The sequence below is a fragment of the Halalkalibacter sp. HAAS-P013 genome, assembly GCF_056619925.1.
The window spans coordinates 16,797-38,385 of record NZ_JBWQTU010000004.1 but is presented as its reverse complement, the minus strand read 5'-3'; the positions used below and the strand labels follow the sequence as shown (position 1 = coordinate 38,385).

Annotated in this window: 17 protein-coding genes; 1 reads left to right on the top strand and 16 read right to left on the bottom strand. The window is 39.5% G+C overall.

From position 1 onward, the window contains the following. Positions 1-8: 8 nt before the first annotated feature. The 10 genes from rlmN to AC1FXP_RS07275 all read right to left on the bottom strand — a co-directional run bounded on the left by rlmN (position 9) and on the right by AC1FXP_RS07275 (position 12,363). The gene (gene rlmN / locus AC1FXP_RS07320) at positions 9-1,097 is read right to left on the bottom strand and encodes a dual-specificity RNA methyltransferase RlmN (RefSeq protein WP_480059880.1); all 1,089 of its coding nucleotides are present in this window, start codon (positions 1,095-1,097) and stop codon (positions 9-11) included. Between the two features lie 24 nt (positions 1,098-1,121). Continuing rightward, the gene (gene rsmB / locus AC1FXP_RS07315; protein ID WP_480059878.1) at positions 1,122-2,459 is read right to left on the bottom strand and encodes a 16S rRNA (cytosine(967)-C(5))-methyltransferase RsmB; all 1,338 of its coding nucleotides are present in this window, start codon (positions 2,457-2,459) and stop codon (positions 1,122-1,124) included. Next, positions 2,452-3,402 carry a methionyl-tRNA formyltransferase gene (gene fmt, locus AC1FXP_RS07310; RefSeq protein WP_480059876.1) on the bottom strand — a complete coding sequence of 317 codons (951 nt, stop codon included), beginning with the start codon at positions 3,400-3,402 and terminating at the stop codon, positions 2,452-2,454. The genes rsmB and fmt overlap by 8 nt, the downstream gene beginning before the upstream one ends. 256 nt (positions 3,403-3,658) lie before the next feature. After that, entirely contained in the window at positions 3,659-6,055 is a 2,397-nt protein-coding gene (gene priA, locus AC1FXP_RS07305; protein WP_480059874.1) for a primosomal protein N', read from the bottom strand. Continuing rightward, positions 6,052-7,263, bottom strand: a complete 1,212-nt coding sequence (gene coaBC / locus AC1FXP_RS07300) for a bifunctional phosphopantothenoylcysteine decarboxylase/phosphopantothenate--cysteine ligase CoaBC (RefSeq protein WP_480060232.1) — start codon at positions 7,261-7,263, stop codon at positions 6,052-6,054. The genes priA and coaBC overlap by 4 nt, the downstream gene beginning before the upstream one ends. Before the next feature lie 136 nt (positions 7,264-7,399). Further along, positions 7,400-7,621: a DNA-directed RNA polymerase subunit omega gene (gene rpoZ / locus AC1FXP_RS07295; RefSeq protein ID WP_480059872.1), complete on the bottom strand. Its 222-nt coding sequence runs from the start codon at positions 7,619-7,621 to the stop codon at positions 7,400-7,402. After that, a complete protein-coding gene (gmk, locus tag AC1FXP_RS07290; RefSeq protein ID WP_480059870.1) occupies positions 7,621-8,235 on the bottom strand; it encodes a guanylate kinase in 615 nt (204 codons plus the stop codon). The genes rpoZ and gmk overlap by 1 nt, the downstream gene beginning before the upstream one ends. 56 nt (positions 8,236-8,291) lie before the next feature. Beyond that, the gene (remA, locus tag AC1FXP_RS07285; protein WP_034629754.1) at positions 8,292-8,552 is read right to left on the bottom strand and encodes an extracellular matrix/biofilm regulator RemA; all 261 of its coding nucleotides are present in this window, start codon (positions 8,550-8,552) and stop codon (positions 8,292-8,294) included. 96 nt (positions 8,553-8,648) lie between these two features. Continuing rightward, entirely contained in the window at positions 8,649-9,530 is an 882-nt protein-coding gene (locus AC1FXP_RS07280; protein WP_480059868.1) for a YicC/YloC family endoribonuclease, read from the bottom strand. Between the two features lie 127 nt (positions 9,531-9,657). Further along, positions 9,658-12,363 carry a calcium-translocating P-type ATPase, SERCA-type gene (locus tag AC1FXP_RS07275; RefSeq protein ID WP_480059866.1) on the bottom strand — a complete coding sequence of 902 codons (2,706 nt, stop codon included), beginning with the start codon at positions 12,361-12,363 and terminating at the stop codon, positions 9,658-9,660. Positions 12,364-12,564: 201 nt separating this feature from the next. On the opposite strand from AC1FXP_RS07275, the gene AC1FXP_RS07270 reads away from it, so the two are divergent. Further along, positions 12,565-14,277 carry an Rqc2 family fibronectin-binding protein gene (locus tag AC1FXP_RS07270; RefSeq protein ID WP_480059864.1) on the top strand — a complete coding sequence of 571 codons (1,713 nt, stop codon included), beginning with the start codon at positions 12,565-12,567 and terminating at the stop codon, positions 14,275-14,277. A gap of 77 nt (positions 14,278-14,354) precedes the next feature. Here AC1FXP_RS07270 and AC1FXP_RS07265 read toward each other — a convergent pair whose 3' ends face one another. The 6 genes from AC1FXP_RS07265 to carB all read right to left on the bottom strand — a co-directional run bounded on the left by AC1FXP_RS07265 (position 14,355) and on the right by carB (position 21,589). Next, positions 14,355-15,005, bottom strand: a complete 651-nt coding sequence (locus tag AC1FXP_RS07265) for a class I SAM-dependent methyltransferase (protein WP_480059862.1) — start codon at positions 15,003-15,005, stop codon at positions 14,355-14,357. Between the two features lie 350 nt (positions 15,006-15,355). Continuing rightward, positions 15,356-15,985: an orotate phosphoribosyltransferase gene (gene pyrE, locus AC1FXP_RS07260; RefSeq protein ID WP_480059860.1), complete on the bottom strand. Its 630-nt coding sequence runs from the start codon at positions 15,983-15,985 to the stop codon at positions 15,356-15,358. Positions 15,986-15,987: 2 nt separating this feature from the next. After that, complete coding sequence (gene pyrF / locus AC1FXP_RS07255) at positions 15,988-16,695, bottom strand: orotidine-5'-phosphate decarboxylase (RefSeq protein ID WP_480059858.1); 708 nt, start codon at positions 16,693-16,695, stop codon at positions 15,988-15,990. Continuing rightward, positions 16,677-17,606 carry a dihydroorotate dehydrogenase gene (locus AC1FXP_RS07250; RefSeq protein ID WP_480059856.1) on the bottom strand — a complete coding sequence of 310 codons (930 nt, stop codon included), beginning with the start codon at positions 17,604-17,606 and terminating at the stop codon, positions 16,677-16,679. The genes pyrF and AC1FXP_RS07250 overlap by 19 nt, the downstream gene beginning before the upstream one ends. Then, positions 17,603-18,382 carry a dihydroorotate dehydrogenase electron transfer subunit gene (locus AC1FXP_RS07245; protein ID WP_480059854.1) on the bottom strand — a complete coding sequence of 260 codons (780 nt, stop codon included), beginning with the start codon at positions 18,380-18,382 and terminating at the stop codon, positions 17,603-17,605. The genes AC1FXP_RS07250 and AC1FXP_RS07245 overlap by 4 nt, the downstream gene beginning before the upstream one ends. A 15-nt stretch (positions 18,383-18,397) precedes the next feature. Beyond that, positions 18,398-21,589: a carbamoyl-phosphate synthase large subunit gene (gene carB, locus AC1FXP_RS07240; RefSeq protein WP_480059852.1), complete on the bottom strand. Its 3,192-nt coding sequence runs from the start codon at positions 21,587-21,589 to the stop codon at positions 18,398-18,400.

Below are 21,589 nucleotides of genomic sequence, written 5' to 3'. Positions count from 1 at the left end.
TCCTAGATTCACCTCGTCTCCTCTTTTCGCTCCTTTGCTCGAAGCTGACCACAAGCTGCATCAATATCATGACCTTGCTCTCTTCTGATCGTTACATTTACACCACGATTTTTTAACACTTTTTCAAATGCAAAGATTTGATCTCTTGGTGTGCGAACATAATCGCGTTCTAATACGTAGTTTACAGGAATTAGATTCACATGGCATTTAATCCCCTTAATTAAATCAGCGAGAAGCTCTGCATGCTCTTCTTGATCATTCACGCCTCCAAACAATCCATACTCAAACGTGACACGTCTGCCAGTCGTTTCAATATAGTAACGAATCGAATCCATTAGTTTTTCAAGCGGCCATGCTCTATTAACTGGCATTAGCTTACTACGAATTTCTGTTGTTGGGGCATGTAGGGAGATAGCAAAATTTATTTGCATTTTCTCATCGGCAAATTTATAAATTTTCGGAACGACACCACTTGTTGAAACGGTAATATGACGTGCACCGATGTTTAATCCTTTTTCATGATTTATTGTTTTTAAGAAAGGAACTAGCTCATCGTAGTTATCAAATGGCTCACCAATTCCCATAATAACAACTGAGCTTACTCGCTCCTCCACTTCATCCATAGCCCTTTGAGATTCTAATACTTGTGCTACAATTTCCCCTGCTTCCAAATTTCTCTTTAAACCACCAAGAGTCGATGCACAGAACGTACAACCTAGTCTACATCCCACTTGTGTCGTTACACAAACACTATTTCCATAGTCATGTCGCATAACAACAGTTTCAATGGAATAGCCATCATGCAATTCAAATAAAAATTTCACTGTTCCGTCAGATGACACCTGTCTTGTCACAATTTTCAATGTCGTGATTGTAAAGGAATTTGCTAGCTTTTCACGCAAATCCTTTGACAGGTTCGACATCTCCTCAAAACTCGTCACACGCTTTTGATATAACCATTCAAAAATTTGTGTAGCACGAAATTTTGGCTCATCTTGCTCCTTAAGCCAGTCTTGTAAATCTTCAAATTTAAGTGAATAAACGGACCGAAGCTGTCCACTTTCTGGTACTTTGACTGTTTTTTTTAATTCTTCCATCGTCGCACACCTTTCGCCTGTTAATTATTGTTTGATAAGACTTGCAATAAAAAAGCCGTCTGTTTTAAAATCTTGAGGAAGAATGGTAACCATCCCTTCTGCATATCGGCCTAGCGCTTTCTCAGGAAGTCTATCTTTTAACGTTTTATCTAGTTGAAATTCTGGATGCTCAGCTAAGAAATTCGCGACACTTTCTTCATTCTCATCTTTGTCTACTGTACAAGTACTATAAATAAGTGTTCCACCTTGTTTTACAAACGGGGCTACAGCTTGTAAAATCTCTTGCTGAATATTCATTATCGCCTTAATATCTTTTTCTCTTTTCGACCATTTAATATCAGGCTTTCTTCTAATAACTCCAAAACCACTACAAGGTGCATCGACTAACACCCGATCAAATGGTCCCTTCACCTTTTCGTGAATTTTTCTTGCATCCATTGCTTCAGCCAGAATACATGATAAACCAAGTCTTTTTGTTTGATCATGGATTAGCTTCACTTTGTGGTCATGTAAATCAAATGACAAAACCGTTCCAGTGTCGTCCATTTGTTCCGCAATGTGAGTTGATTTCCCTCCAGGTGCAGCACACGTATCTGCTACCGTCATTCCAGGTTTTGCCCCCACAGCTCGTCCAACTAGCATCGAACTTTCATCTTGCGCTGTGACATAGCCTTGTTTATACGTATTCGTTTGAAAAACGTTTCCTTTTTCTACAATGATTGCATCAGGTGATAAGTCCCCTTGCTTAACTTGTAATCCTTCTTTCTCTAAAAGCAAGATAGCCTCTTCTACCGTCGCTTTTACTTGATTCACTCGAACCGTTACACGTGGGGGTTCTAAGCTTGATTGACACATTGCCCTTGTTTCGTCTAACCCATATTGAGCAACCCAACGCTTTACTAACCAAACTGGGTAGCTATATTCAAGAGCAACTCTTTCTGTCTCATCTTTTATTTGTGTTAGCGAAGGGAGTCCTTCTCTTTGAATAGAACGGAGCACACCATTTACCATCCCACTTATTCCTTTATGTCCACGTTTTTTGGCGATGGCTACAGCTTCATGGATAACCGCTCGCTCTGGAACACGATCTAAATAGGCCAATTGATAAACGGATAAACGTAATAATACCTTAACCCAGTCCTGCAGGGAAGCGACTCCTTTCTTTACAAATGACTGTAAATAATAATCGAGCGTATCTCTTCGCTGGATCGTCCCATACACAATTTCTGTCAATAAACCGACATCTCTTGGATCTAATTTTGTTCGATTGACAGTTTGGTTTAAGAGGAGGTTGCTATAAGCTTGATTTTTCTCAATTTGAAGCAAAATTTCTAAGGCTACCTCACGTACTGGTTTACTCATTTGATTCTCCTAGCTTCATTCCATTTTTTAAATGGGCACCTGCACCCCGAATAAAAGAGGTCGCATCCATTTTCTTTTTACCTGAAGGTTGAAGTTCTGTAATTTTTATTGCCATGTTTGATCCTGTTGTCACAATGATTCCATCTTGTTCAATACGTTCAATCGTTCCAGGTGGGACTGATTGGTTTGACTGTACTTTCTCACCCCACCATACTTTTAACGGCTTGCCATCTAAAATTGTATACGCAACAGGCCATGGATGTAATCCTCTTATTTGATTATATAAGTCTTCCCCTGAACGACTCCAGTTAAGCAATTCCATCTCACGTGAAATGTTTCTTGCAAAAGTGACATCAGTTTCATCTTGTGTTTTAGCAGTCAGATTACCTTTAATGAGTTCCGGGATCGTTTCAATTAATAATTTGGCACCAGCTATGCTTAACTTATCATGCATTGTCCCTACATGGTCTTTTTCTTCAATGGGGACACGCACTTGTGAAATCATATCACCTGCGTCTAATTTCTCAACCATATACATAATTGTTACACCGGATTCTTTCTGACCATCTATAATTGCTTGATGAATAGGAGCACCGCCACGGTATTTTGGAAGAAGAGAAGCATGAACGTTAATGCAGCCATGTTTTGGATAATCTAGAAGTTCTTTCGGCAAGATCTGTCCAAATGCTGCTGTGACAATCAAATCTGGTTCATATGAAAATACTTTTTCTAACTCACTTTTTTCACGAATTTTTTCTGGTTGCAGCACATCTATATGATGCTTCTCAGCTTCTATTTTAACAGGGGGTGGAGTCAAGATACGTTTTCTACCTACAGGACGATCTGGTTGTGTAACGACAGCAGCAATATCGTATCCTTCATTTATTAAGTTTCTTAAAACGGGGACGGAAAAGTCAGGTGTTCCCATAAAAACAATTTTCATTTAATCGACCGCCTTTCATGCAGTCACTATTCTTTCGGTGATAGTACCTGCTTGCGTAATTATGTATAGAATTTGGCATTGCCCACTTTTATAGTAGTTTATTTTTTACTTCTTGCCATTACGTATTTGCGATGGCTTCTCTCGCCGTGCGCCTTTTAGGAGAAAACCGCTCCTTAAAGGCTTAAAACATTACGGCGGCATCGCTCATCGCTTCGAGTTTAAACCAAAAGGGAAAGGCACCCTTTTGGTTTAAACTCTATGTAAACATATAAGGATGCATATCTATTGAGACTTGTAGTTGTCCTTGGTTAATATCGCGTATGAAATGTTGTTGTATTTCACGTAATGTTTCGAGTAACCTCGGCTCGTTTCTGTATTTTATCATGCATTGATAACGATATCTATCTTTTATGCGTGCGAGTGGAGATGCGACCGGACCTAGAACGGTCGTTGTTTCTTGAAGCTCTCTCTTCAGAAAGGAGGCAATTTTTTCAGAAACAGTTATAACTTTTGTTAATTCAGGATGAGAAATATTAATTAAAACCATAAAGACATACGGTGGATATAAACCTGTCTTCCGTTGCGACATTTCCATTTGAAAGAAATGTTCATAATCATGGCTTTTTACAAGTTCAATACTATAGTGATCCGGTGTATATGATTGGATAATCACCTTTCCTTCAAGTTCATGTCTGCCCGCTCGACCACTTACTTGTTCCATTAACTGAAACGTACGCTCAGCTGATCTGAAATCTGGAATGTGGAGCATCGAGTCTGCTGCTAGCACACCAACAAGAGTAATTTTAGGAAAATCTAGTCCTTTAGCAATCATTTGTGTTCCAAGCAAAATATCTGCTTCCCCACGTCCAAACGCAGAAAGAAGTCTTTCGTGAGATCCTTTCCTTCTTGTTGTATCAATATCCATACGAATGACTTTTGCTGTTGGTAACACACGGGTCAGTTCTTCTTCAACCTTTTGCGTTCCCGACCCAAAAAAGCGAATATGATCACTTCCACAAGATTCACATGTGTTTGGCATCTTTTCTTCATGCCCACAATAATGACATTTTAATGAATGATGAGTACGATGATAGGTAAGAGAAATGTCACAATGTTCACATGTTGCTACATATCCGCAGTCTCGACACATTACAAATGTTGAATACCCTCTTCGGTTTAAAAAAAGGACAGACTGTTCTCCTTTTTCCATCCTATCTTTTAACATTTCTAATAACGTAAAAGAAAACATGGAGCGGTTCCCATTTCTTAACTCTTCACGCATATCAACCACTTCTACAGCTGGCATTGCCCGTTGATTCACTCTTGTCGTTAATGGTAGCAACTGATACACTTGTTTCTTCGCCCGGGCGTATGATTCAAGTGAAGGTGTGGCACTTCCTAAGATAACTGGGCACTGGTGATAGTCACCTCGAAAAATTGCTACATCTCTAGCATGATACTTTGGGTTTTCTTCTTGCTTGTAACTCGTTTCATGCTCTTCATCAATAATGATTATTCCAACATTTGTAAATGGGGCAAAAATTGCCGACCTGGCGCCAACAACAACCTCGACTTCTTTTCTTAATATCTTTCTCCATTCATCGTACTTCTCTCCCATTGATAGTCCTGAATGAAGTACTGCTACTCTCGAACCAAACCTTCCTTTAAACCTTTGAACCATTTGCGGTGTTAATGAAATTTCAGGTACAAGAACAATAGCCTCTCTCTCCATCTGAAGAGCCTTGTCAATGGCTTGTAAGTAAACTTCCGTTTTGCCGCTTCCTGTTACACCGTGCAGCAAAAACGTGTCATGTTCCTTACTCTCAAGAGAGTTCAAAATTGGTGTGATTACTTCTTGTTGCTGTGCAGTAAGAGAAAGAGGCGTTGTGCGCTCATAGTGAAACCCAGCTAACGGATCCCGATAAACTTCCTGTGCAAACTCTTGAATATATCCTTTTTTCACTAACGTCGTTACAACTTGCCTAGTGGTTTCCAATCTTTTTAATAGAGCTTGTACAGAAATCGGCTCATTTATCTCTTTTAAAAAAGTAATGATTTCTCTTTGCTTTTGCGCTCGAGCTGGAATTTCCTCTAGTTGATCACTAATATCTGCTAGTTTGATATAGCGTTCTGTCTTCTTTTTCCCTTTTTCTTCTACTTGATAACAGACTTCAAGAACTCCATCTTTGACCAGTTCTTGGACAACTTTTAAATTTTGTTTTTCATTTATAACATCCGACCATAAAGTCCTGTCTCCCGATTGAAAGAACTTCTGCAAAGAAGCAGGTAATTGATTGTTATCCGATAGTAACACAATTTCTTTTTTTATCTTTGTCCGCATAGCAGCTGGAATCATTAGTTGATAGGCAGATAACTTAAAGCTCAGCGTCTGCTCCGATAACCACTCTCCAAGTTGAAGCAATTCTTTCGTTAAAACAGGAACAAGATCTAATACATCTTCAATTGGTTTTATTTTATCTAGAGCCGATTCTTGCTCTAGGTCAATGACAAAACCTTGAATCTTTCTAGGTCCAAAAGGTACAACAACTCTAATCCCTGGTTGTATGACATTTTCCCACTCTTTCGGAATCTCATAATCAAACAAACGGTCCGTTTGGGAAGTTGGAACATCGACAATCACTTTCGCAATCATAAACGATGATGCCTTTTCATATAGGAAATGATGTCAGAAATAATGTATTGAGCAACTTCTCTTTTCGCTAAGACAGGATACTCCTTTTTATCTCCATCATGCGTAAAGATTGTAACAGCATTCGTATCCCCTTTAAAGCCGGCCCCTTCTTGCAGGATATTATTTGCAATGATTAAATCGAGATTCTTTGAATGCAATTTTTTCATAGCGTATTCTTCAACATGCTCCGATTCAGCAGCAAACCCAACAAGAATTTGGTCTATTTTGTGTTCACCTAAGGTTTGTAATATATCCGTCGTTCTCTCCATCTCAATGAACCACGTTCCTGGCTGCTTTTTTCGTTTTTGCTCGAACGTATCTTTTGGTCTGTAATCTGCAACAGCAGCAGACTTGATCACGATATCCGCTTTTTCATAATATCGCATGGAAGCCTCAAACATTTCTTTCGCCGAGACAACATGAATGACTTCCATCCCTTCTGGCGGCTTGATTTGCGTAGGACCGGAGATTAATACAACTCTAGCTCCTTGCATACGAGCTGCCTCAGCAATAGCATAACCCATTTTTCCTGATGAGTGATTTGTGAAATAGCGGACAGGATCGATCCTCTCTTGAGTCGGTCCTGCTGTTATGACAACCGTCTTCCCCTTAAGTTGTCCATCTCCGGTTACAAAGTGACGCTCAAGAATAGTAAGTAGATCTTCTGGTTCAGCCATTCTCCCCTTTCCAGTCCACCCACAAGCTAGATAGCCTTCCGCTCCATCTATGAAACGGTATCCATCTTGTGATAATGTGGATACATTACGTTGAACAGCTGCTTTGTTATACATATTGACATTCATTGCAGGTGCAAGATAAATTGGAGCCGTTGTCGCAAGCAAAGTTGTTGTTAACATATCATCAGCTAGTCCATTTGCAAGCTTAGCTAGTACATTCGCTGTAGTAGGGGCGACCAAAACAACGTCTGCCCAATCAGCCACATCAATATGAGCAATTTTAGTTGGATCAGGTTCAATAAATGTACTATCATAAACCGGTTGACGTGAAAGGGCCTGAAACGTTAAGGGGGTCACAAACTCCTTTGCTGATTCAGTCATAATCACTTTCACGTTTGCTCCGGCTTGTACTAGCTTACTTGTTAGAGCTGCAGCTTTAAATGCTGCAATCCCTCCGCATACTCCAAGGATAATATTTTTTCCTTTTAGCATTGTTTTCACCCACTCCCAAGTCTTTTTCCACTCATAGAAAAAAGGCTGACTCAAAAGGTCAAACCCCTAAAACAAAAATTAATACCATGCTTCGTTGGGGTTTGAAGCTAATGAATTGAGTCAGCCTCTAGCTTTCTTATTCCTCATCGTCTAACGGGTTAATTCGTTTAAAATGTAAGTGATCATCAATAATTTCTTCGAGTGCAACCCCAACCGGCTTATGAGAAACAGGTCGATTAATCATAGGACCACGCGATAAATCTTCACGAATTTCACGTGCTCGTTTCGCCGATACCGTAACGAGTGTGTACTTTGAATCTAGTTTTGTTAAAAGCGAATCAATCGAAGGATATAGCATTAGTTTACCTCCACCAGTTCTTTATATTTTTCTATTAATCGTTCACGTTTACAGTGCTCTGCTGTTACAATCGATTTTATCCGCTCAACAGCAAGGTGAACTTGATCATTTTCTACAACATAATCATACTTTTTCATCATTTCAATCTCGTCTTTTGCTACGGTCATCCGTTTGTCAATAATATCTTCTGTTTCCGTACCACGTCCAACAATCCGACTTCTTAGCTCTGCTAAACTTGGTGGCATTAAGAAAATGAACACACCTTCTGGAAAACGTTCGCGTACTTTAAGAGCACCTTGTACTTCAATCTCAAGAATAATATCTTGCCCACTATTAATTGTTTCTCTTACATATTCAATTGGTGTACCGTAATAGTTCCCTACATACTCTGCCCACTCTAACAACTGATCTTGTTCAATCATTTTTTCAAATTGCTCTCTCGTTTTAAAAAAATAATTGACCCCATCCCGCTCTCCCTCTCTTGGAGAACGAGTCGTAGCAGAGACAGAATACTGAACGGATGTATTTTCTTGACGTAACGCCGAACACACTGTCCCTTTACCAACACCTGCCGGCCCCGATAATACAAGTAATAGACCTTTATCTTTCTTCATGGAAACCTCCTACACACTTCATGCATTCATGCTTATGTATCCTAACATATTCTTGATTAGTCTTCACCTGTATCGTCTTTGCTAGTCAACCTTTGTGCTACTGTTTCAGGTTGAACCGCACTTAAGATCACGTGATCACTATCAGCAATAATAACTGCTCGCGTCCTGCGACCATATGTTGCATCAATTAACATATTACGATCTCTTGCATCTTGAATAATTCGTTTAATTGGTGCTGACTCTGGACTTACGATGGAAATAATTCGATTTGCTGAAACAATATTTCCAAATCCGATGTTAATTAATTTAATGTTCATTTCTTTTACCCCCACTTTAGGAGAGCCGCATCCACTCTCAACATTGTTATCCAAACTAATCTAACTATATACGAAACTCTTTGCGAATTCTAGCTCCTATTCAACATTTTGTACTTGTTCTTTTAATTTTTCAAGGAACCCCTTCATCTCAACAACATGTTGTCTAATGAAGGAATCAGACGCCTTCGATCCAATTGTATTTACTTCTCTATACATTTCTTGTAATAAGAAGTCAAGCCTTCTTCCAATAGCGTCATCGTGATTCAAGTAATGTTTATACTGGTTTACATGCGCCCTCATGCGAACCAACTCTTCACTTATGTCCATTTTTTCAGTAAGAATAGCTATTTCAGTTAGAATTCTTACATCATCAATTTCTGAATCCCCATCTGTATAAGCCCTAATTCTTCCTTCCACTTTTTCACGGTAACGATCAATTAACGTAGGGACTAATCGTTCTATGTCATTACAGCACTCCAATAATTTTTGCAGCCATTGCTTCATATCCTGCTTTAAATATTGCCCCTCTGCTTCTCTCATCGAATTAAAGGATAAAAGAGCTTCTATTACACCTTGTTGAATTGATTCTTCTTCTTCATTCCAATTGCCACTGCTAACCTCTTCCACTTGAGCAATGTGACGATCTAGCAATATGCTACTTACATCAAGAGGTGAATCAGAGCCTAGCTTTTCTTTTATCACATCTGCAGCTTGTTTATATTGGTCTAGCAATTGTTCGTCCAACGTTAACACACGCTTAGTACTCGCTGCTTCTTCTACATGAATCGTAATATCAATTTTCCCACGTTGTACAATGTCTTTTACTTGCTTTCGTATCTTATCTTCCATAAATAAAAGAGCGTGGGGTACCTTGACTTGTAATTCTAAAAAACGATGGTTTACAGCTTTCGCTTCAATCGTTACTTCACCATTGTCACACTTCACAATGGCTGAACCAAACCCTGTCATACTTTTCATATTTATCACATCCAACTTTTATTTTACAGAAAAACATTATGCTCAACAAGTAAAACCAATAAGAGAGGTTAACGACGAAGCAATTTGGACTTAGTCCAACAGCTCTTCATTCATTAACCTCTCGAACTTATTTTCGTTTCATGAGTTGAAAGCCCCCAAGTACAACAGTCGGAATCGATGCCATACCTAGAACTAATAACCACTCATGACCTGTTAATGCTACAGTATGGAAGACAGTTTGTAACGGTGGATAATAAATAACTGCTAGCATTAATATCGTTGAGATAATAACAGCACCAACTAAATAGCGATTTTCAAATGGATTACGGTGGTATACTGAATACTCACTACGACAATCGAATACGTGAATCAGTTGTGCCATAACTAGAGTAACAAACGCTACAGTTTGCGCCCTCGTTAAATCACTTGGATCTGCTTGTAGCGTAAGCCAAAACGCAACAAGAGTAACGACCCCAATCATAAATCCTCGACTTAAAATCTTCCAAGTCAATCCGCGAGCGAATACCCCCTCATTTGGATTTCTTGGAGCACGTTTCATAACATCCCCTTCGGCTTGGTCCATCCCTAAAGCCATAGCAGGCAGTCCATCTGTAACTAGGTTAATCCAAAGAATTTGAATGGCTACAAGTGGAAGCGGCATGCCTAACATCATTGCAAACAACATGACCAAAATTTCCCCGACATTTGAGGCCATCATATATCGAATAAATTTTCGAATATTTTCGTAAATGTTTCGTCCTTCTTTAATCGCAGCTTTAATTGTAGCAAAATTATCGTCACTTAATATTAAAGAGGATGCCTCTTTTGCCACATCGGTTCCAGTAATCCCCATTGCAATCCCAATGTTTGCAGCCTTAATAGCAGGTGCATCATTCACGCCATCCCCTGTCATCGCAACAATATGACCTTTTGCTTGTAGAGCTTTAACAATTTTCAATTTATGTTCTGGCGAAACACGTGCATAGACATCAACATCATCTACGATCTCTTCTAATTCGGCTACACTAAGCTTTGAAAGCATTTGACCGTCTAGTACTTTTCCCTTTTTAGATAAGATCCCTAATTGTGCTGCTATTGCTGATGCAGTTACTTTATGATCGCCAGTGATCATAACGGTTTTAATCCCCGCTTGGCGGCATTCAGCAATGGAGTCCTTTACTTCTGGTCTTGGAGGGTCAATCATTCCTTGTAAACCAATGAATGTTAACCCACGTTCTGCTTCAAATGGTTGCTTGCACGTTTCTGTTGCCCCTAACGGACGATAAGCAATCGCAATCGTTCGAAGGGCATTACCTGCTAATTGTTCAACAGCTCCTTCAACCTCTAATTTTCGCTTAGAAGTAAGAGCTTCTTCATTAGCCCCATAAGCTATCTTTGTACATTGACCTAAAACAACATCTGGGGCACCCTTCGTAATCACAAAGGACCTTCCTTTTGCATCTTTGACAATGACAGACATCATTTTTCTTGCTGAGTCAAAAGGAAATTCTAGAACTCTTGAAAAGTGCTTTTCTAACCCTTGTTTTGAATAGCCAGCCTTCATAGCAGCAACGACAAGAGCCCCTTCTGTTGGATCTCCATCCATCACATACTCTGTAACTTGTTTTCTAAGCATTCCTTGCTTAACTGTCTTCTCTAACAAATTAGCATTATTGCATAACCATCCATAGCTTAATAGTTGTTGAAGTTTCCTTTCTTTACTAGGATCAATCTTCTTCCCATTTTGACTAAACGTTCCATGTGGTTCATACCCGCCACCAGCAATGTTCCATAGTTTTCCTTCACTCCATGCATGGGTGACCGTCATTTTATTTTGCGTAAGTGTCCCTGTCTTATCTGAACAAATAACTGAAGCACACCCCAACGTTTCAACCGCAGGCAGCTTTCGAACGATTGCTTTTCTTTTTATCATTCGTTGAACCCCAAGTGCTAATGCAACGGTAACAATCGCAGGAAGCCCTTCTGGGATCGCAGCAACTGCTAATGATACCCCTGATAAGATCATCGTATAGACGTCATGTCCTTGCAAAACCCCGATAATCACAACAAGTGCAGTTAACACAAGTGCAACAGCAATTAATATTTTACCTAATTGCTCTAATCGACGTTGAAGAGGTGTAATCAGTGTTGTTGTTGATTGAAGTAAGTGGGCTATTTTCCCCATTTCAGTCTTCATTCCTGTCCCAACTACAACTCCAATGCCACTTCCTTGTGTGACAAGCGTACCCATAAATGCCATATTTGATTGATCACCAAGTTCAATTTCTGAACCTTCCAATGAATGGTGCTGTTTCTGAACAGGAACTGACTCTCCTGTTAAAGAAGACTCTTCAATTCGTAATCCATTCGTTTGTAATAGTCGTAAATCTGCTCCAATTCGGTCACCACTAGAAACCTTCACGATATCACCAGGGACGACTTGTGCAGATAAGACCTTTTTCCATTCCCCTTTTCTAAGGACCTGCATTTGCGGTGCTGACAATTCCTTTAATGCATCAAGTGATTTCTCTGCTTTCCTCTCTTGAACAAACCCTAATATTCCATTTAATAATACAATGATCATAATTGTGATGGCATCAATGTATTCTCCAAGCATACCAGAGATAAAGGTAGCAGCTAAAAGAACGAGGACCATGAAATCTTTAAATTGTCCAAGAAAGACAAATAAAGCAGATGTCCTCTTTCCTTCATCAAGTTTATTGGGGCCATATTTCTTCAACCGCTTTTCTACTTCTTTTTCCGTTAATCCCTTTTCAAGATCCGTTCCGACAGATGAGGTTACTTCATGCTCCTCTAACTTGTACCATTTCATCTCGACACACCCCACATGATATTCTCTTTTCCCATATATTTGTTTAAGGCTTATCCAAATTGTTTATACAAGCCATCATATTCAGTGAACCAGGAAAACATGCTATACTCATAAGAGCATTCTAAAAAAAACAACAATTGTTGCTGCAGTTTGAATAACAGCTCTAGCAAGTACGATACGCAGGAAAGGAATGATCGAGCCATGTCATTTGATGGATTTATGACAAGGGCGATGACACACGAGCTTGAAGCGTTGTTAACGTCAGGAAGAATATCAAAAATTTATCAACCATATAAAACAGAATTAGTATTTACAATTCGAGCAAAAGGCAAGAACCACCAGTTACTCCTATCAGCAAATGCAAGTTTTGCAAGAATTCACATCACAAAAGAAAAGTATGATAATCCTTCTACACCACCGATGTTCTGTATGTTGCTCAGAAAGCATTTAGAAGGAAGTATCATTGAAAAGATTGAACAACTTCAGATGGAACGTGTCATTATTTTTCATATTAAAAATAAAGATGAACTCGGTGATGAAACTTTTAAGAAGCTGTATGTTGAAATTATGGGACGTCACAGTAATATTAGCTTAGTTGACAGAAAAACAGGCGTAATCCTCGACAGCATTAAACACATTAGCCCTGCTCAAAGCAGCTATCGTACGGTTATGCCAGGACAAGTTTACAAATTGCCTCCTGAGCAACATAAATCCAATCCGTTTGAATTAGATGATGACGGATTGTTAAAATTGATTGATTTCAATGCAGGGAAGATTGATAAACAATTAGTTGGCCAAATTGCTGGCCTCTCTCCACAACTAGCTAGTGAGATTACGTTTCAATCAGGCTCTTTTGTTAACAGGAATACACTACCACCTGCTTATTCAGCGATAATAAATCGGTTACGAGAACACAAGTATCATCCTGAAATGCTTATTACAGCAGATGGAAAAGAATCGTTTTCAATCATCCCTCTAGAACATTTAAAAGGTGAACGAAAACCTTTTAAATCTGTTAGCGAATTGCTTGATCGATTCTATTATGGAAAAGCAGAACGAGATCGCGTCAAACAACAAGCACATGATTTAGAGCGTTTTTTAAGAAATGAATGGCAAAAGAACAAAAAGAAAATAAAGAAACTAGAACAAACGTTACACCAAGCAGAACGAGCTAAAGAATACCAAAAACTCGGTGAGCTTTTAACGGCTAATTTACATATGGTAAAGCGCGGAGATACCCAAGTGGAAGTGATTGATTATTATGATGAAGAAGGTGGTACAGCCCTTATTAAGCTTGATCCACAAAAAAGCCCATCTGATAATGCACAAGCCTATTTCAAAAAGTACAACAAAGCAAAAAATTCAGTAGCTGTAGTAGAAGAACAAATACTAAAAGCTAAAGAAGAAGTTCAATACTTTGACCAACTAATTCAACAAATGGAAAGTGCAGCTCCTAAAGATATCGAAGAAATTCGAGAAGAGTTAATTGAAGAAGGCTATATTCGTAAACGAGTGAAGCAGCAAAAGAAAAAGAAAGACAAAAAGCCACAGCTTGAGCAATATATCTCAACGAGTGGAGTTGAATTTTTTGTTGGTAAGAATAATAAGCAAAACGATTATGTAACAAATAAATTTGCAAGGCAAGATGAAATTTGGCTGCATACAAAGGATATTCCTGGGTCCCATGTTGTCATTAGAAGCACAGACCCTGATGATGACACATTACTTGAAGCTGCTACAGTGGCCGCTTTTTATAGCAAAGCGAAACAATCAAGTTCTGTCCCCGTAGATTACACGAAAATCCGCCATGTAAAAAAACCAAATGGAGCTAAGCCAGGCTACGTCATTTACGACAATCAGACGACCATTTTCGTTACTCCTAATGAGGATGTAGTGCGTTCATTAAGAAAATAATAAAGTAAGCGAGGTTGCTTGGTTAGCCTCGCTTTTTTATCATGAGACTACATCATCATCCCCATCAGGAAAAATACCTACTTCAGAGCCACTGTAATCGTTGCTAACCCATCCAATACATGAGCATGGCGAATGTTCCTCATTCCAAGTGCCATCAATAACTGGTCAAGTTCAATGTCAGAGTAACGATGTCTTTTTGTTGAAACATTTGACCACGCCAGAAGTGACTCACGTTCGAATCCGCTCATATCATTCATATTTGCATAATACCGAGCCGTATCAGGTGACATCTTATTGGATGGATTTAACATTGCGACAACACCATCAGGTTTAACGACTCGGATCATCTCAGCAAGTCCTTTATCTGGTTCTGGAAGCAAAAACATTACACAAGTGGATAAAGCCACATCTATTTGATTGTCTTGTAAAGGAAGGTTGTAAGCATCACCAACAAGTAATCTCGCTTTCGCTTCACCATCTTCTAATAGAGAACGACTTTTCTCCACCATTTCATGTGACAAATCAACCCCTATAAGTTCACGAGCATTTTCTTTCCCGCGCTCTAGCAACCTTCCTGTTCCACAGCCAATATCCAATATCGTTTTATCATTCCAACTTCCTGAAAGATCTTTTAATTGGTCATGAACCGAGGTAAGCCATTTCGTTTGAGCCATTTTATCAAAAAATTCAACTAGATCATCGAAATCTGTTCCACTCATTTTTCTCATGTATGTCACCCTTTCTTTCACATCATCGTATCACAGCCGCTTTAAAAGGCAATCACACCTTTTAAAACAGGTTACTATAGAAGGAACAGCATGCTTTCGGTGGCTTCGCTCGCCGTGAGCTTCCCTGCGAAATTCGCTCAAAAGGCTTAAAACATAACGGCGGCTTCGCTCATCGCAAAGAAGGAACTGAAAAAGGGATAGTTCGCCCTTTTTGGATCAAAGTTGCGATGGCTTCTCTCGCCGTGCGCTTTTTGAGAAATTCGCTCAAAAAGCTTAAAACATTACGGCGGCTTCGCTCATCGCAAAGAAGGAACTGAAAAAGGGATAGTTCGCCCTTTTTCAGTTCCTTCTTATACTTGTTCTGTCATCCAGTTTTGTGAAGTTGGATCCTTGCGCCATTCGTTTAAACGCTGTTCTTGCTCTGCAGTAATTGTGCCTTGTTTCTTTGCTACTGTAAGTAATGTTGAATAAGATGTTAACACATGTGTAGGGAGATTAGCCTCTTTCAATGCATCATATGCCTTTTGGAATTCATATGTAAAGATAGCTACTATCGCCACTACCTCAGCTCCGGATGCGCGCAGTGCCTCTGCAGCTTGAATAACACTACCTCCTGTTGAGATTAAATCTTCAACAAGGACGACTTTTTGACCTTTTTCAATTTTGCCTTCAATTTGATTTTGCTTGCCGTGCCCTTTGGCACTTCCTCTAACATAAATCATCGGTAAATCTAATTTATCAGCTAATAAGGCTGCATGTGGAATTCCTGCTGTTGCTGTCCCAGCAATCACATCTACTTCAATTCCTTCTAGAAGATTTGCGAATCCAGAAATAATATCTTTGCGTACAGCTGGATAAGAAAGTGTTAAACGGTTGTCACAGTAAATAGGTGACTTCATTCCTGAAGTCCATGTGAATGGATCATTTGGGCGCAGGTGAACAGCACCAATGTCTAATAAATGTTTGGCAATTTCTTTCATATTTAGCCCTCCCAGTCTTTTTTCATTTGATGATAAACGCTAAAAGGATCTTTGGCACTTGTGATGCTTCTTCCAACAACAATTCCCCAGCTTCCTAGCTCTCTTGCTTCCTCTGGGGTGACAACACGTTTTTGATCCCCAACTGCATCCTCCACTCGGCGAATCCCCGGACACACTGTATAAAAATTTGAACCACAAGCATCATGAATAAGAGGGACTTCTTTTGCTGAACAGACAACCCCATCCACTCCACTTTCTTTTGCAAACGTAGCGTACGTTTTAACAACTTCGTTTAATGGTCGTTGAATTAGCAATTCACTGTGCATCGTTTCTTCATCAGTACTTGTTAATTGAGTGACGGCAATTAACGTGGGGCGATTTTGCCCCGCTTGTGTTCCTTGCTCCAAGCCTTCACGAGCCGCACTCATCATTTTTTTTCCGCCTGCAGCATGGACATTAACGATGTCTATATCTAAACTAGCGAGCTCTTTCATCGTTCTTTGAACCGTATTAGGGATATCGTGCAATTTTAAATCAAGAAAAATGTGATGACCACTTTCATTTAATTCATGAATCACTTGTCTTCCTTCTCGATAAAATAGTTCCATGCCTACCTTCACATACAGAGATTCCCCATTAAATTGATCTAGTAGTGATTTACGCTTTTTTGCATCATCTAAATCTAAGGCAATTATGAGTGGACGTTGCATTTTTTCCAACTCCCTCCTATTAGATCTTGCACATGGTCAACTTCTAAATCATCAAGAAGCGCTGGAAGTTCTTCAATGATTGTCGGACAAACATATGGATCAGTAAAATTCGCTGTTCCAACTGCTACAGCGCTAGCACCAGCAAGCATAAATTCAACAACATCTTCTGCTGTATAAATTCCTCCCATTCCAATAATAGGAATGTCAACAACTTGGCTCACTTGATGAATCATACGGATCGCTACAGGTTTAATAGCTGGACCTGATAAACCACCGTAACCATTAGCTAAGATAGGCTTTCTTCTTACTAAGTCAATCCGCATGCCAAGAAGCGTATTAATCATTGAAAGTCCATCTGCCCCTGCCTTTTCAACAGCTTTAGCTATTTCAACGATATCTGCAACATTCGGAGATAATTTCACATACACAGGAACATCTGAAACATTTTTTACTTCTCTTGTTAATTCCGCAGCCACTTCTGGAATCGTTCCAAAAGCAATCCCACCTTGCTTCACATTCGGACAGGAAATATTCAATTCAATCGCATGAACATTTTCTGCTTTAGAAAGCTTTGCTGTTGTTTCAACATAATCAGCAATTTCAGTGCCAGCAACATTAGCCACAATCGGTACATCATATTTATTTAACCAAGGCAACTCATTTGTTAATACGCCATCTAATCCAGGATTTTGTAAGCCAATTGCATTAAGCATACCTGCTGATGTTTCCGCAACTCTAGGCGTTGGATTCCCAAAACGTGGCTTATCTGTCGTCGCTTTTATCGCAATAGCTCCTAAAACGTCAAGATCATAATAATTTGCATACTCTTTCCCGAATCCAAAGCACCCTGATGCTGGCATGATTGGATTTTTCATCGAAAGTCCAGGTAATTCCACTTTTAATCTGTTCATAGTACAACCTCCCCGACCGGAAAGACTGGACCATCTGTACAGACTTTACGGTAACTAGTTCCAGACTCGTCCCCTACTACATGACAAACACATGCAAAACATGCTCCAACACCACAGCCCATTCGCTCCTCAAGCGAGATGTACAAGCGCTTATCGCTATAGATTCTTGATAGTGCCGCTAGCATTGGTGTTGGTCCACATGAATACATCGTATCAAACGATAAGTTTTTCTCATTTATTACATCAGTTACATAACCGATTGAGCCATATGTTCCGTCTGCTGTTACAACATACGTATCACCAAGCTTAGAAAACTCTTCTTCATAGAAGACGTTTTCTGAGCTTTGGAAACCTAATACGTGAATCACATTGACTCCTCGTTTTTTTAATTGCTTTGACAAATAATAGAGAGGAGGAACCCCAATGCCACCACCGACAAGAAGAGCTGTTTCTCCTTGTTCAGTTGCATCTAATGGAAACCCATTTCCGAGTGGACCTAGCACATCAATTTTTTCACCTTCTTGCTTAAGGGATAATCTCTTTGTTCCTTTTCCCTCCGAACGATAAAGCATTGTGACTGTTTCGTTATCAACGTCTACGTCACAAATACTAATCGGACGTCTCAAAAGTAAATCGTCACTCGTGTCAACCCGCAAGTGTAAAAATTGTCCAGGTTCTGTCATTTGTTTGGCTAAGCTTCCAGAACATATTAATTCCATTATGTTTGAAGCGATCTCTCTTTGACTTTTAATCGTTAAATTTTCTTTTTTTATCATGGGTCCCTCCACTTTCTACATTTGCATTTGTGGCATACTTTCAGAAGAAAACGTAATTGACTCAAGTACTCTTAAGAGAGCCTCACCCGTATCAATTGAAGTTAAGCAGACAACACCGTTTTCAACCGCTTCGCGACGAATTCGGAAGCCATCACGCGCTGGCTGTTTTCCTCTTGTTAACGTATTGATAACAAATTGAGCTTGTCCTTCACGGATTACATCTAGAAGGTTTGGTTTTTCTTCAGCAATTTTATTTACAACTGTAACAGGGATGTTCGCCTCTTGAATAAAGCTTGCTGTACCTGCAGTTGCTAAAATATCAAACCCGATTTGATGGAAGCGTTCGACTAAACTTAAGGCTTCTTCTTTATCCTTATCAGCAACCGTAAAGAGTACTGATCCGTGTGTTGGAATACTCATTCCTGATGCGATCAAACCTTTATAGAGAGCTTTTTCAAGCGTTGTATCTCGTCCCATTACTTCACCTGTTGATTTCATCTCAGGTCCTAGCGTAATATCTACGCGGCGAAGTTTCGCAAATGAGAATACTGGAACTTTAACGGAAACTTCTTTTGCTTCAGTCTGATAGCCAGTTTCGTACCCTAATTCAGGAAGTTTCTTGCCCAGCATAACTTTTGTTGCAAGATTTGCCATAGGTACTCCTGTAATTTTACTTAAAAACGGTACAGTACGGCTTGAACGTGGATTTACCTCTAATACGTAAACCTCATCCTTATGCCAAACAAATTGAATGTTCAAAAGACCAACAATGTTTAATCCTCTAGCAATCGCAATCGTACGATCAATCAGCTTCTGCTTTAAGTCCTCTGGCACTGTTTGCGGTGGATACACTGCAATCGAATCACCAGAGTGAACACCTGCACGCTCAATATGTTCCATAATTCCAGGGATAAAGACATTCTCCCCGTCGGAAATCGCATCAACTTCAAGTTCCTTACCTGTTAAGTAACGGTCAACAAGAACCGGATGTTTCGGATTCACACTTACTGCTGTTTTCATATAGTTAAGAAGCTCTTCTTCTTTATAGACAATTTCCATTGCTCGTCCACCGAGAACATAAGAAGGACGAACAAGTACAGGATATCCAATTTCATTTGCAATCGCTACAGCACCTTCCACTGACGTTGCCGTGCGCCCGAGCGGCTGTGGAATATCTAACGATAAAAGAGTTTGTTCAAATTTATCACGATCTTCTGCACGGTCCATGCTCTCTAGTGATGTACCAATAATCGGAACTCCTCTTGCTTCTAATTCTGCCGCTAGATTAATCGCCGTTTGTCCACCAAATTGAACAATGACTCCTTCAGGTTGCTCTTGCTCGTACACATGCATAACATCTTCAACTGTTAAAGGCTCAAAGTAAAGCTTATCTGATGTACTGAAGTCAGTTGAAACTGTCTCTGGGTTATTGTTAATAATAATCGCTTCATATCCAGCTTCTTTAATTGCCCAAACCGTATGAACAGTCGCATAATCAAACTCAATCCCTTGTCCAATTCGAATTGGACCTGAGCCTAAAACGAGAATGCTCTTTTTATCTGTTTGAAGTGCCTCATTTTCATCTTCATAAGTGCCGTAAAAATATGGTGTTTCTGATTCAAACTCAGCCGCACACGTATCAACCATTTTATAGACAGGACGAATGTTTTGCTCCATGCGAAAAGTGTATATATCACGCTCTTCCTTATTCCAAAGTCTTGCAATTGCGATATCAGAAAAACCGCGCTCTTTTGCTTGCTGCAACATCTCAACATCATCCGGAGACTCAGTTAGTTTATTTTCAAGTGCAACAATTCTTGAAAGCTTTTGCATAAAGAAACGATCAATCTTAGTTAGCTCGCATAGTGACTGAATAGAATGACCTCGTCTAAGCAACTCAGCTAAAACAAAGAGTCGCTCATCATCTGTTTTATCTAAACGTTTTACTAATACATCCGTATCTGTATTTGCAATTTTTGTATCATAAATATGATCATATCCTGCTTCCAATGAACGGACAGCCTTGAGTAGTGACTCTTCCAAGTTACGACCAATTGCCATAACTTCACCCGTTGCTTTCATTTGCGTTCCTAATGTACGATTGGCAGCATCAAATTTATCAAATGGCCAACGTGGAATTTTAGAGACTACATAATCAAGTGCGGGTTCAAAGCTTGCATATGTTTTACCTGTAATTGGATTCATCAATTCATCTAAGCTATAGCCAACAGCAATCTTTGCTGCCATTTTAGCAATTGGATAACCAGTTGCTTTTGATGCAAGTGCTGATGACCGACTAACACGTGGGTTTACTTCAATAATGTAATACTGATCGCTATAAGGATCGTGTGCAAATTGAACGTTACATCCACCTTCAATCCCTAGGGCACGAATGATCTTTAACGATGAATTACGTAAACGCTGATAATCTCGGTCTGTTAACGTTTGACTTGGTGCGACAACGATGGAATCACCTGTGTGAATGCCTACTGGATCAATATTTTCCATGTTACAAACAACAATCGCTTGATCTTTTGCATCGCGCATCACTTCATATTCAACTTCTTTAAAACCAGCAATGCTTTTCTCAATTAAACATTGTGTAACAGGGCTATATTTTAGACCGCTTGTAACGATCTCACGTAATTGTTCTTCATTATGAACAATTCCTCCACCAGTTCCACCTAATGTGTATGCAGGACGAACGATAATTGGATAGCCTACTTGGTCCACAAACTTATATGCTTCTTCTAATGTATGGACAATATCACTCTCTGGGACTGGTTCATGTAATTCATTCATTAGTGATCTAAATAAATCACGGTCCTCAGCTCTCTTAATTGCATCTAAATCAGTACCTAATAGTTCGATATTGTATGCTTTTAATATTCCAGACTCATCAAGTTCCATGGCCATATTAAGCCCAGTTTGACCTCCAAGAGTTGCTACAATACCATCAGGACGTTCTTTACGGATAATACGACTAACAAATTCTAATGTAATTGGCTCGATATATACACGGTCAGCCATTGTTGTATCTGTCATGATTGTTGCAGGATTGGAATTAATTAAGATGACTTCGTATCCTTCTTCTTTCAATGCTTGACACGCTTGTGTACCAGCATAATCAAACTCAGCAGCTTGTCCAATCACAATTGGACCAGAACCTATTACTAAAATCTTATTTATATCGTTACGTCTTCCCAT

Excerpts from the sequence above, each read along its gene's own strand:
- AC1FXP_RS07245 (WP_480059854.1), bottom strand. The coding sequence starts at position 18,382 with ATGATAAAAAAAGAAAATTTAACGATTAAAAGTCAAAGAGAGATCGCT.
- fmt (WP_480059876.1), bottom strand. The coding sequence starts at position 3,402 with ATGAAAATTGTTTTTATGGGAACACCTGACTTTTCCGTCCCCGTTTTA.
- AC1FXP_RS07275 (WP_480059866.1), bottom strand. The coding sequence starts at position 12,363 with ATGAAATGGTACAAGTTAGAGGAGCATGAAGTAACCTCATCTGTCGGA.
- rpoZ (WP_480059872.1), bottom strand. The coding sequence starts at position 7,621 with ATGCTATATCCTTCGATTGATTCGCTTTTAACAAAACTAGATTCAAAG.
- coaBC (WP_480060232.1), bottom strand. The coding sequence starts at position 7,263 with ATGCTAAAAGGAAAAAATATTATCCTTGGAGTATGCGGAGGGATTGCA.
- pyrE (WP_480059860.1), bottom strand. The coding sequence starts at position 15,985 with ATGAAAGAAATTGCCAAACATTTATTAGACATTGGTGCTGTTCACCTG.
- gmk (WP_480059870.1), bottom strand. The coding sequence starts at position 8,235 with ATGAAGAAAGATAAAGGTCTATTACTTGTATTATCGGGGCCGGCAGGT.
- AC1FXP_RS07280 (WP_480059868.1), bottom strand. The coding sequence starts at position 9,530 with ATGAAAAGTATGACAGGGTTTGGTTCAGCCATTGTGAAGTGTGACAAT.
- pyrF (WP_480059858.1), bottom strand. The coding sequence starts at position 16,695 with ATGCAACGTCCACTCATAATTGCCTTAGATTTAGATGATGCAAAAAAG.
- AC1FXP_RS07250 (WP_480059856.1), bottom strand. The coding sequence starts at position 17,606 with ATGAACAGATTAAAAGTGGAATTACCTGGACTTTCGATGAAAAATCCA.
- remA (WP_034629754.1), bottom strand. The coding sequence starts at position 8,552 with ATGAACATTAAATTAATTAACATCGGATTTGGAAATATTGTTTCAGCA.
- rlmN (WP_480059880.1), bottom strand. The coding sequence starts at position 1,097 with ATGGAAGAATTAAAAAAAACAGTCAAAGTACCAGAAAGTGGACAGCTT.
- AC1FXP_RS07265 (WP_480059862.1), bottom strand. The coding sequence starts at position 15,005 with ATGAGAAAAATGAGTGGAACAGATTTCGATGATCTAGTTGAATTTTTT.
- carB (WP_480059852.1), bottom strand. The coding sequence starts at position 21,589 with ATGGGAAGACGTAACGATATAAATAAGATTTTAGTAATAGGTTCTGGT.
- AC1FXP_RS07270 (WP_480059864.1), top strand. The coding sequence starts at position 12,565 with ATGTCATTTGATGGATTTATGACAAGGGCGATGACACACGAGCTTGAA.
- priA (WP_480059874.1), bottom strand. The coding sequence starts at position 6,055 with ATGATTGCGAAAGTGATTGTCGATGTTCCAACTTCCCAAACGGACCGT.
- rsmB (WP_480059878.1), bottom strand. The coding sequence starts at position 2,459 with ATGAGTAAACCAGTACGTGAGGTAGCCTTAGAAATTTTGCTTCAAATT.